The sequence below is a fragment of the Glycocaulis sp. genome, from assembly GCF_050485565.1.
Classification (GTDB): Bacteria; Pseudomonadota; Alphaproteobacteria; order Caulobacterales; family Maricaulaceae; genus Glycocaulis.
Genome location: NZ_JBJHBQ010000017.1, coordinates 1 through 11,119 on the forward strand (window position 1 = coordinate 1; position 11,119 = coordinate 11,119).

The 11,119-nt window shown below is 61.2% G+C and carries 12 protein-coding genes; 1 reads left to right on the top strand and 11 read right to left on the bottom strand.

The window, feature by feature from the left end; translation table 11 throughout:
• Positions 1-710 precede the first annotated feature (710 nt).
• On the top strand, positions 711-1,169 hold the full coding sequence (locus ACQ5ID_RS13690) for a hypothetical protein (RefSeq protein ID WP_429912985.1): 459 nt from the start codon (positions 711-713) through the stop codon (positions 1,167-1,169).
• 97 nt (positions 1,170-1,266) lie between these two features.
• Here the strand turns inward: ACQ5ID_RS13690 and ACQ5ID_RS13695 are convergent, their stop codons facing one another.
• The 11 genes from ACQ5ID_RS13695 to ACQ5ID_RS13745 all read right to left on the bottom strand — a co-directional run bounded on the left by ACQ5ID_RS13695 (position 1,267) and on the right by ACQ5ID_RS13745 (position 10,392).
• Positions 1,267-2,082 (bottom strand): hypothetical protein, encoded by an 816-nt coding sequence (locus ACQ5ID_RS13695; RefSeq protein WP_429912986.1) that lies wholly within the window; start codon positions 2,080-2,082, stop codon positions 1,267-1,269.
• Positions 2,051-3,958 carry a secretin N-terminal domain-containing protein gene (locus ACQ5ID_RS13700; RefSeq protein WP_429912987.1) on the bottom strand — a complete coding sequence of 636 codons (1,908 nt, stop codon included), beginning with the start codon at positions 3,956-3,958 and terminating at the stop codon, positions 2,051-2,053. Before ACQ5ID_RS13700 ends, ACQ5ID_RS13695 begins: the two co-directional genes overlap by 32 nt.
• Entirely contained in the window at positions 3,958-4,398 is a 441-nt protein-coding gene (locus tag ACQ5ID_RS13705) for a hypothetical protein (RefSeq protein WP_371394211.1), read from the bottom strand. Before ACQ5ID_RS13705 ends, ACQ5ID_RS13700 begins: the two co-directional genes overlap by 1 nt.
• A complete protein-coding gene (locus tag ACQ5ID_RS13710; RefSeq protein WP_371394212.1) occupies positions 4,395-4,853 on the bottom strand; it encodes a hypothetical protein in 459 nt (152 codons plus the stop codon). Before ACQ5ID_RS13710 ends, ACQ5ID_RS13705 begins: the two co-directional genes overlap by 4 nt.
• Positions 4,850-5,608, bottom strand: coding sequence for a hypothetical protein (locus tag ACQ5ID_RS13715; RefSeq protein WP_371394213.1), 759 nt, complete (start codon positions 5,606-5,608; stop codon positions 4,850-4,852). The genes ACQ5ID_RS13710 and ACQ5ID_RS13715 overlap by 4 nt, the downstream gene beginning before the upstream one ends.
• Positions 5,605-5,958: a PulJ/GspJ family protein gene (locus ACQ5ID_RS13720; protein ID WP_371394216.1), complete on the bottom strand. Its 354-nt coding sequence runs from the start codon at positions 5,956-5,958 to the stop codon at positions 5,605-5,607. The genes ACQ5ID_RS13715 and ACQ5ID_RS13720 overlap by 4 nt, the downstream gene beginning before the upstream one ends.
• On the bottom strand, positions 5,945-6,343 hold the full coding sequence (locus tag ACQ5ID_RS13725; protein ID WP_429912988.1) for a type IV pilus modification PilV family protein: 399 nt from the start codon (positions 6,341-6,343) through the stop codon (positions 5,945-5,947). Before ACQ5ID_RS13725 ends, ACQ5ID_RS13720 begins: the two co-directional genes overlap by 14 nt.
• On the bottom strand, positions 6,343-7,521 hold the full coding sequence (locus tag ACQ5ID_RS13730; RefSeq protein ID WP_429912989.1) for a type II secretion system F family protein: 1,179 nt from the start codon (positions 7,519-7,521) through the stop codon (positions 6,343-6,345). Before ACQ5ID_RS13730 ends, ACQ5ID_RS13725 begins: the two co-directional genes overlap by 1 nt.
• A gap of 3 nt (positions 7,522-7,524) precedes the next feature.
• The gene (locus ACQ5ID_RS13735; protein WP_429912990.1) at positions 7,525-9,102 is read right to left on the bottom strand and encodes a GspE/PulE family protein; all 1,578 of its coding nucleotides are present in this window, start codon (positions 9,100-9,102) and stop codon (positions 7,525-7,527) included.
• On the bottom strand, positions 9,102-9,575 hold the full coding sequence (gspG, locus tag ACQ5ID_RS13740; protein ID WP_429912991.1) for a type II secretion system major pseudopilin GspG: 474 nt from the start codon (positions 9,573-9,575) through the stop codon (positions 9,102-9,104). The genes ACQ5ID_RS13735 and gspG overlap by 1 nt, the downstream gene beginning before the upstream one ends.
• A 439-nt stretch (positions 9,576-10,014) precedes the next feature.
• Positions 10,015-10,392: a hypothetical protein gene (locus ACQ5ID_RS13745; RefSeq protein WP_371393161.1), complete on the bottom strand. Its 378-nt coding sequence runs from the start codon at positions 10,390-10,392 to the stop codon at positions 10,015-10,017.
• Positions 10,393-11,119 lie beyond the last annotated feature (727 nt).

Below are 11,119 nucleotides of genomic sequence, written 5' to 3' on the forward strand. Positions count from 1 at the left end.
GTGAACTATACCGATCCGTGGGGGCTCTCCAAAATGTGCACGGGGTCGAACATAAGCCGCGATGCGGGGTTCGACTGCTCAAGGCTTGGAACCGAATGCATCGGCATATGCGATAACTTCTATGGAACAGGCTCAAGAGGGCGAAGCTGGTTAGGCGGCGGGAATGGCGAAAATCATGGAGCGTCCTTCCAATGCAGCGGACCGCTCAACAACGATCAATGCACGGTTCCCGGGCAGCGAAGTTCTCAGAATCTTGCATCACATCACAACCAATCGTTCTTCCTGCGGGATATTGGATGGATGCAAAATGAAATTATAGTATCAATACCCATTAACTCGATGTTGAGAGAGCATGGCGTTGAGCATATAGTTTTGTTTTCTGGCAATGTGGGCCATATCACAGAAAGGCACGGAGATGGTGGCACTGCGATCAGTACATTTCACCCTGCCCTACTGCAGACAAACTCTGACGAACACGTTGTTGCTTTGCTTGCGGCGGCGATCGTCAATAATCAGAATTCTGGCTTTATATATTACGGGCCATGGGTGTCTCGGGGTCGAACTATTTGGGTGACACATTTTACCCACCCGATCGGACAGAGTTACGGAGAGCGCACTTATGCTGCGACATTAGTTTTGGGAGAAATGGGAAATGGACGGTTCAGTGTAGTTACTATGCACCCTGGTTACCCCCGATGGGATTGATCCCGATGAAAATGAAAACAACATTAAGCTCGACCTCTGTGCATTTGCACGAGAACGACAAGATTCACATATATTCTAGTCAAATATTTATATATGGCGACAGCATTGTGAGCAAAGGAAGATCTATTTTGCATATAGAAGAATTTATTTTAAGTGAAGTTTTTATCGGATTCCAAAAGTTTGTTGCTGATCAGCAATATGAAGTGGAGCTAAGTTATTTTGGGGTTGGAGCGAACTCCGCTCTTTCTGCACGAAGAGTTGAAGGAAACATTGCGCTACAAAGTAAAAATGAGTTAATGCTGATGACAGAGCGCGAAGCATTTGAGTTGATCAAGTTATTTTGGTTTCGTGATCCGGTTTCGTCCGAATTGGATAAGCTCGGCGTGTCTCTAATTCCGAACGTGGAGGGACTCTCGCTTTTTGGAGATGATCAGGTGCGAATTAGCAGGATTCCGCAAGATTAACATGCGCACCATGACCAACGATATCTGTGGCTTTATCGGCCATACCAACCAGGTTGTGATGGTGACGGTCGATGGATCCCTGCCGGTCGAGGAATGCCTAATCTCCAAAGCACCGCCCCCTATCCGCAGGCGCAATGTCCAGCCACTCGTACACCAGCACTGGGGTGTCCGGCGCCGATGTAAGCAGGATGGTGGATCGCACGTCGTGCGGGGCCTGGTGCTTGCTCGCGGTGAAGGTCCAGCGCACGGCGTGTGATAGATAGTCGGGGACGGATGCCTGGCCCCAAAAGGCCGGATGAGCGGCAATAGCAGGATCAACAGAGGTGCTTGAGGACAGCAAGGTAAAATGCCCTGCGAGGCATTCTGCCTCGTCGGCTGAGAGCCCGGCCACAAGCGCCAGTTCGGCCATGCTTTCGAACGGACGGTGGGCACGCGGCGGCAGGCCTGCGGCTTCGTAATCGGCCAATGTGGCAGCGTTGAGCCGGGATGAACCTGCCGGTTCACGCCAGTCCGCTATCGTGTCGGCGAGCGCCGCGGCGCGTGATGGAGATGCCCCCAGCACTTCCAAGAATGCCGCGAGCGATACCGCGTCGATATGGTTGAGATTGGGCCATGCGGTCGTTGGCCGGGCTTCCACCGTGATGTCGCGGCCATTGATGGTGTAGGTGGCCGAAAACGGAACCGGCTGGGTTGGAAGGCGTCCGAGTTCGTGCACGGCCCGGATCGTGGCACCTTCCAGCGTCATGCGCTCTTCAACCTCGCTCACCAGAAGCTCGGCCCTGACCACCGCGCGCCAGGCCAGCGCCAGACTCATCGACCCGATGAGCGCAAGGGCAAGAGACAACCAGAGCGCGCTGATGAGCGCGAAGCCGGCCTCGGCCTCACTCCTCGATAAGAAGTACGTTGCGGGCATTGAGTTCCCTCAGGCGTTGTGAGAGGCGCAGCGCCTCCTCGCGCGCATCACGGGCGTCCGAAACCAGTCTCGGGGTAAGGAACGCGATGAGCTCGGTGCGCCGCGAGATATCGGCCCCGGTTTCGAACAGGCGGCCAATGAGCGGCACCCGGCGCGCGCCGGGTACGCCGCTGCGCGTCTCGCTCCGGTTCTCGCGGATAAGACCACCCAGCGCAATCGTCTCGCCAGCCCGCGCGGCCACTACGGTCTGGAAGCGGCGCTGCTGGATGGTGGGCGAGTCTATCCCTGAGCTTCGCGTTTCGGCGACATCGCTCACCTCCTGATCGATCTCCAGGATGATCGAGTTACCGCTGATGCGAGGCGTGACCTGAAGCACGACCCCTGTATCACGGAACTGGACGCTATTGACGATAGGTGCATCGGGATTGGTGACGTTTACCGCTGACTGGGTGATGACTGGTACCTGATCGCCGACCTGCAAAGTGGCTGGGCGATTATTCAGCGTCACGATCTGGGGCGAGGAAAGGACGACAACGCTGCTGACGGAATCCAGCGCATTGAGGGCGGCCTGCACATAGCGGGAATCAAACCGGTAGGCGAAACCGGGAAAGCGCGACGAGACCTGCCCGGTTTCCAGCTCGGAAAAGGTGAAGCTGCCTCCATCGCGCGTGTCGAAGAACCACTGGACGCCAAAGCGCAGCTCGTCATTCAGAACGACTTCAGCAATCGTTACCTCAATCAGGATCTGCTCAGGCAGGATATCGAGCTGACGCACCAGTTCGCTCACGGCTCGCCGGTCATCCTCATTGCCCCAGACGATGAGCGTATTGCTCTGCTCGTTTGCCCGCACCCGTACCGGTGCCTCGCCTTCCCCGCGCTCGTGAAGGGTGGCGGCAATGTCCTCGGCGAGGGCCACCGCGCTGGCATTGCGAACGGGGATGGTGTGAAAACCCCGCTGGCGCTGCGGTGGCTGATCGAGCCGGGCTATCCACTCCTCAATCTGCAACAGCTGGGCCTGGCTGCGCGTGACCGCCAGAACGGCCTGCAGCCGGTTGAGGGGTACGAGTTCAAGTGACTCGCTGCTGCCCTGCACCGCGGTGATCGCGGTCAGCTCCTCAACGAGACTGTCCGGATCGGTATGACGCAGCCGGATCATGGAAAAGGATAACGCTCGCATCCAGTCCGTATCGAGGGCTCTTGCAGCCTCCCGGATGGCGGCAATGCGCTCTGGCGCTCCGGCAAGGGTTATGCGCCCGGCGCGGTCATCAGCCGACAGCTGGACACTGCTATCGATGAAGGGCTGAAGAGCCGTGACCATGCGGCTGGCGGGGACATGCTGGAGGGCGATCACTTCGACGCTGGGCGTGCTGGTGCGGGCGGGCGCATATCCGCCAGCTTCACGCAGCACGATGACATCACCGTCCAGAACCAGCTCGGCACCATGAGTGCTGACGGCGCGGTTCAGGATGGAGAGAGCGGTAGAGACCGGCACGGGACCGGGGGTGCGCGCTGTCAGGCGCATGGCAAGATCTGTCTCGGCGATGAAGGCAAGCCCCATCTGCCCAGCCACGATGCTTTCCAGCACCTGACCGGCTGGCGCATCGGCGAAGGCGAACTCGATCAGCTGGCCGGAGGCATGTGCCGTGCGGACGCCAGTGCCTTGCGCCACCGGGCGTCCAAGAGAGCGCAGAAGAGGTTCATCCCGCGGGGCTGCATCGGGCATTTCTGCCCGGCTCTCTTCGGCGCCTTCCTGGGGTGCTGCTTCCAATGGGGAGCGCGCCAGCTGTACGGAAAAGGGTTCGCGGGCCGCGCACCCTGCCAGCAGGGCAAAGGCTGCGACGGCGCTGACTAGCACCAGATAATCGCGTCCATGCATCAGTCTTCCCCCTCCATACCGGTTTCTGCCGGATAGACCCGCAAACGGATCATGCCCTGTGGCCCCTCAACCGTCACGCCTTCAGCATCTATGGCGCGCACGTTCCATGGACCGATACGCTCTTCCAAACCAGCGGTGACAAGCTCGCCCTCATACTCGAAGTGACTTAGCGCCCCGCGTCCCGCCGTAACGCCCACCAGACGGGGCACATCTGAAACGGAAGCGGAAGAGTGCGCGTCGGCCTGTGTGTCCACCAGTGCATTCATGCCGGCTTCTCCCGTCGCGGGAACAGGGCGGATGCGGCCGGGTGGTTCGCTGACATCTGGCAGGCTGATAGCGGAGCGTGTTCCGTTGCCGGGTTGGGCAGGCGGCATCACGCGTAGCGCCAGGCCCGCTACAACCGCAAACAGTGCCGAAGCAAAAAGGAGACGAACCATCATGGTGCCGCCTCCAGATGAGCTTCAAGCTCAACCGCGCAGTCGAAATACCCGGCTTCCCGGCTCTCGCATTGCAGATCGTGGAGCCAGAGCGGGCCGGGCCGGGCGAGATCGGCCAGCATGCGCTCCATCCCTTCTGCGTGCGTGCGAACCGCAAGATGCAGGTCGTGGACCCTACAGGGACCATCCTCGCTGGCAGCCGACGCGTGAACGACCGAGGTTTCGCCTTCCCAGCGTTCTCCAAGGAGCGCGCTCAGGGATACATCATCGAAAACACCTCCAAGGCATCGCCCCTGTACCCGCTCTTCCACCGAGGCATGGAGCACGCGCGCCGCGATGAACGCTTCGGTACTGCCAGCAAGGCGCCAGGCCGGTACAGCTACAAGAAGGCATGCCACAAGGAGGCTGCCAATCAGCACCAGGCGGTAAAGCGGGAGGCCAGCCATCGCGGCGCTCATGGCTCCTCTCCTCGCAATCCGGTCTGTTCGCGCTCAGCTCCTGATCCCTGAGCCGCACCATTCTCGAACTCAGCCGGAACCAGAACACTGCCATCCGGCAAAGTGAGCCTCACCTCGCTTCCGGAGATCGTGATCGCCGATACGGGCTCCTCCTCCTGGCGTATGATGATGTCGTGGAGCGCGGCGGCATGGTGCGAGCGGGCGTCTTCGCGTGATGACCCGGCTGAAACGGCCAGTGCACGGGCTGATGCTGTGGTAGCCGCAGCCGAGTTCTCCAGAAACACGGCCGCGCCGGCCAGCGCCCACGAGAGCGACAAGAAGAGGACTAAAACAGCCAGAAGCCTCTGAGCCTCTCCGGGTGCCAGTGATCGCCGTGGCGCAGGCAGGGTCATGGTCAGCCCCGTTGCCTCATCAACGAGACGGCGTTCACGAAGAGCACGCCCATCGGGTGAGAGAAGATCAACCCGCCGCGCTATCGCGACGCGATAACGCCAGGGCGGCAGGGCAGCCAGCTCTACCGGACCTGCAACGCCTATCACCGCCTCGCTCTCGTGTAAGGGGCACCAGGCTGCGGGATCGGCGGCCACAAGACGCCTGGCAGCCCGGAGCCGTGGTACCGGCAACCAGGCGTCAATGATGACGTACTCGCCCTTAAAGGGTTTCAGGCCCGCCAATGTGCCGGCATCATCGATCACACCGGCCGCCAGCGATGACAGGGCCTCCCGAAACGCTTTGCTGCGGGTTGCAAGGCTCATAGCGGGCGGCATTGACGGCTTACGAAGTCGAAATGGCAGTCACGGCTGGCCAACGGCGGGTGGGCCGCACGCACTTCGCCTGAATTGCCATGAACAGAAATCCAGCCAGACGCACCTATCGTGCAGGACGGCCCGCCGGACGTCGCACACGCGCGTACAGCGTTTCGGGACAGATGGACCGACTGTCTGAGTTCATCGACACTGGCGGCCGACCGCGATGCCCGGTCCGCCACCGAAACGGCATTGGCGATACTGAGCCCGGCCGCGAGAACCGCGGCCGTAAGGATGGACACGGCCACCAGGGTTTCCAGCAGGATATATCCCTCTTCACCATCTCTATTGCGCATCATTTACCCAGTGCCATGTTTCCAGACGGAGTTCGCCGGGACGCGCGCCCTCGCGCCAGCGTACCGTGACGGCAATGCGCGCCAGCCCCAGATGAAGCGGAGCCTCTGCCTGGGACAGGCATTCGGTTTCCACCCGCCATGCCAGACCGTCCCGGACGCCCGTAGCGTCTTGCGGGCAGTTTTTGCTGGCAAGACGCAGCTCGGCGACGATATCGTTTGCCACAAGGGCAGCTGCTGCGCGCTGGCTGGCGCGTTCCACGTGCCCAAGGACCGCCGCTGCACCGGCCAGAAACAGGCTGACCGCAATGGCGATGATGGTGAGCGCGATCAGGGTCTCATACAGGATGAAGCCTGCCTCGCCACCATCATGTTTGCTCTGTTCGCGCATCACAGCCCGAAGTCCGCAATGGCACCAAGTCCCAGGAAGATGGCGGCGACCACCGTTCCTATGACAAGGCCGGCAAACAATAGAAAGCCCGTCGGAGCGAGAGAGCCGACCAGTTCTGCGCGCTCCCTGGCGCGCCGGTCCAGCAGGGTGCCTGCCTCGCTCATGCAGTCAGCAAGGCGGCCGCTTTCCTCGGCCAGACGGGCAAGGCGCACTACGGCAGCGGGCATGAAGGCGATTGCCGCGAAGGCATCTGCCAGACTCTCCCCATCGCGCACGGCCGGTATGACTTCATCGATTGAGACGCGAAAAGCCGGTGACGGGACAGCGCGCGCCGCACTGGCCAGCGCCGACGGCACGGCTATCCCCGATGACAGCATGACCGCAAACGTGCTGCAGAAGGCGCTGGCCATGCTGTCGCGCACGATGCCAAGCCCGGCAGGCCCGAGAAGCGCCCGGTCAAGTCGGTCCAGTGCGGCCGACCTCAGACGCGGCGGTACGATCAGAACGAGCGGGATCGCCAGCAGAAGCGCTACGATCAGTCCGCCCCACTCATTCATTACCCGCCCGAACGCCAGCAGCCCGGCCGTGAGTGCTGGCAGGGAAGGCGCATCGGCAAGCGCCATCTCGATGCGTGGCAAAACCAGCAGGAAGAACACGCCAAGGCTGGCTGCCGTCAGTGCCAGCACAATGGCCGGATAAACCGCTGCCGAAACTAGCTTGCGGCGGAACTCCGCGCGCGAGGCATGGTAGCGGGCAGCAAGATCGAGACAGATCGCGAGCTTGCCAGTGGCCTCCCCGGCCTCGGCCATGGCCGCAAGCACCTGGGCGCGCTCCCCGAAACTTTCCCGGATGGCTGTGCCGATCGCGCTTCCCGCTTCGAGCCGTGCCGCCGCTGCTTCCAGTGCGGCCCGCGACTGACGCGTCCGTCCCTGCGCCAGCGTCCGCATGCCAAAAGCAAGCGGAATACCCGCACGCGACAGGCGTGCAAGGTCTGCGGCCAGATGAGACAGCTCCTCGCCGCCAGGGCCAGTGCCACGCGTCTCGTGCAAGGGTTTTATGGAAAGGACACCCAGACCCCGCTCTGCCAGCATTTCCCGCGCTGCATCGGGGCCATCGGCATCAAGCTCGCCCTTGCGCCGGCGCCCTGTAGTGTCAATGGCTTCATAAGCAAGGCGCATGGCTCAACTCACACTGGCGAGGGCTTCTGCCCGGTCGACAAGCCCTGCATCGGCCTTGGCTGCGGCATCGCTGGCCATGCGGCTATCGGGCTGGGCATGTGCGGCCTTTGCCAGCGCTCCGGCATCGGCACCATCCATGATGGCCTGGCGGACCGTCTCATCAACGCTCATCATCGCGATCACGCCAATGCGACCGCGCCGGCCTGTTCCTCCACACATGCTGCAGCCCGTCCCGCCACAGGCAGAGCACAGACGCCGGGTCAGGCGCTGGGCAACGACACCGCGCAGCGTGCTGGCCGCCAGAAACGGCTCCACACCGAGATCAACGAGGCGCACAATGGCAGCGGGCGCGCTTTCGGCGTGGATGCTGGTCAGGACCAGATGCCCGGTAAGGGCAGCGCGCACGGCCAGCGCCGCAGTTTCCGCGTCGCGTATCTCACCGACCATGATCACGTCCGGGTCATGGCGCAGGAAGGCTCGAAGCGCACTGGAAAAATCAACGCCTGCCGCCCGGTCAACCTGTGTCTGGGAAACGTCCTCAAACAGGTATTCGACCGGGTCCTCTACGGTGAGGATGTTACGCCCCGCGCCGCGCAGCGCATTGATCGCGGCATAGAGCGTGGTGGTCTTGCCGGCCCCGGTCGGTCCGGCCACCATGATCAGGCCGGAACGGGCTGCGAGCCAGCTGGCGACCGTGTCGGTCTGCCGGGCAGAAAAGCCCAGCCCGTCAAAGTTTAGCAAAGCCTCGCTGCGACCGAGCAGGCGAACGACCGCGCCTTCACCCCAGACATTGGGGACCGTGGACAGACGCGCATCGATAACGGAGCCATCTACGGTAAAGCTCAGGCGTCCGTCCTGGGGCGCGCGCCGCTCGGCAAGGTCGAGGCCCGCCAGGACCTTCAGCCGGGCAGCAACAGACCCGGCAAGATGCAATGGTGCGGTGCGCAGGAGCTGCAACTCCCCGTCCACCCGCATCAGGACTTCGAAGCCGTCCTCGCGAGGCCGGAAATGGATGTCGCTGGCGCCCGCACGCCTGGCTGATGCGAGAGTCTCCTCCACCAGCCGGACTGCAGGGGCACCGCGCGAAAGATCGGCAAGGGTCTCGCTATCCCTGTCCTGTCGCTGATCCTGCACGCTGGCTGAGCCCGGCTCATCCTGGCATTGCTTCCACTCATCAAGTGACAGCACCACGAACTTCGTGAGTCCCCCAACAGCAAACCGGCAGGCCCGCAGGGCATCATCGTCGGAAGGGTCCACCACGCCGATAACGGGGGCGTGTTCATCCCCCGCCTGAAGAACGGCCATCCGTTTGCGCCGTAGCCAGGCCGGAGAAAGGTCTGCCGGTACAGTGCCGGGGACCACTTCGCCCCTAGGGCGCTCAAGCGCGTACTCGTTTGCCAGCAGCTCGGTCAGCCGGAGCGTATCGACAAGCCCGAGGCGCGCCGCCGCGATGACGGGGCGTTCAGCGCCGGTTCCACACACCTGCCTGACGCGTTGCAGTCCGCCTGCATCCAGCCCCGCAGACGCGAGTGCCCGGCGCGCCCGCCCGTCAATATCCAGTTCTGCCTCAATTGCAGACATCACCGTTCCAGCACGACCACGATATCGCGGTCCTCGCCTGCGCCTCCCGGCTCGCCATCCCGGCCATAACTGACCAGCTCGAACCCGCCGCCCGGCGCGGCACGGTAAATATAGGGGCGGCCCCAGGGGTCATCCGGCAACTCGCCCCGGCGCACATAAGGCCCCGCCCATCGTGCCTCTAGGGCAGGTGTAGGCGCGACCAGCGCAGCGAGCCCTTCTTCGGTGGTTGGATAGCGCCCGATATCAAGCCGGAACAGGTCCAGCGAGGTGGCAAGGTTCTCAAGCTGGATTTCGGCGGTGCGGGATTGCGCTACGCCTAAGCGCCCCATCAGGGCAGGCGTGGCCAGCCCGACAATGAGCGCGATGATGACAAGAACGATGAGGACTTCGGCCAGCGTATAGCCAGCGTCGGAGCGTTCCCGAGCGCGCTCGATCTCGCTGCCTCGCCGGTGATGTCCGGCCGGTGCCGTCATGGCGCCCCCTCCACCCAGAGTTGCCCAAACACGATAACGGATCAAAGGCGCGTTCGCCTACCGGAAAATCGGGCAGACGTTTGATCAGGGGCACATGGAGGCTTTGGACTCGTCGCCGTTACGGCGCGTGAGCTAGGTGAGTGGTTCGGAATTGCGCCGACGATGGGACGCCCCCGCAGGCGCGTCAGCGCTGAGGACGGGCGTGATGCGAGACTCCCGATCTGGCCGGCGGCATTATAGGTGAAGGAGAGGGTCTGGTCATTGGCGGTGCCGGCCATATCCTGCGTCAGCTCGGCAAGGCGTCCGGCTGCGTCATAGTCGAACCCGGTCACCACCTCGTTGCCGCGGGTGAGCGAAGTCACCCGGCCCAGATTATCGTAGGTGTAGGTGGCCAGCACACCGATGCCCCGTTTTGCGGATGTGGGTCGCGATTTATAAATCAATTATCCATATAAATAATTAAACTATCATTATGTGTGTATCTAGTGCAACTAAATGCTCGTACATATTCATATGGCCCATGTAGCTCTTCTATATAATAAAGTGGATTATAATCGTAAGTTATAGTATTTGCTCTTTGAGTTATTTTTACCCCATAGTTAACAATCTCTCCAATGTTCGGTGAAATTTCGCGCGCGCGCTCAGCGCAATTAAATATATCATTCGCAAAAGGGCCAAAAATATAGGACGTGCGCCCCGCCTCATAGGCAAATGTTGCCATGGATTGGTGCATGTCTCGAAAATTGTCTAGGTTCCGTTGAATTGCAGGTTCATCAGCAATCAGAGCCAATACGATCCAATAAATAGCGTTATTCATTTGCACCTCTACACCTTAATCCGCCTGATAACCTTGGACCTGGTCGCCAATCGTGTCGGTTCCCCGCTTGGGAAGAGTCTCGATAGTAAGTCTGTAAAGTATTATCAATGAGAACATGGGGCAACGGATAGTTGATATCTTGCGTGGAAGGGCCACCACCCATGGGACTCGCTCTCAAATTTGAGCCATGTGTATGCCCGTATCCTATTGCCATAGCGCCCGGGGGTAATGCATTGCGAGCGGCAGAGATAAAAGCGCGTCCCTCAAATTGCACCACTGCGGGCCCCATTAGGACATTCCCACCGTCCACATAGTATGCCCAAACCAGCTCCCGCCCAATGCTCTGACTGAAATCTGATAGCGTGCGAGCGGCTCCGCTTTGGATCATGCTCCGCAACCAGTCTCCAGCAGTGGACCCTGATCTTCCGACCACGTCACCAGCGAAACGGGAGAAATGCTGTCCGGTTTGCGCATGGCGCCCGCACTCCAACTCCCCCTCCTGTCCATCTGCGTTTTGTAGGGCGATGGGTGTGAGGACGAGGGGGTCTCGTGGCTCTGCATGTCCGCTAAAGAACCCTGTGCCGCCTGCACGCATGCCTGATTTCGGACCGTCACGCAGCCCGCCGCTTCCCCGCACGCAAGGCACGGAAAGGCGGCCGCTTCCATTCTTGTCCGAGAAACTGGTGATACATTCCCGGCTCAGCCCCCAGGGATCGGTGTAATTGAT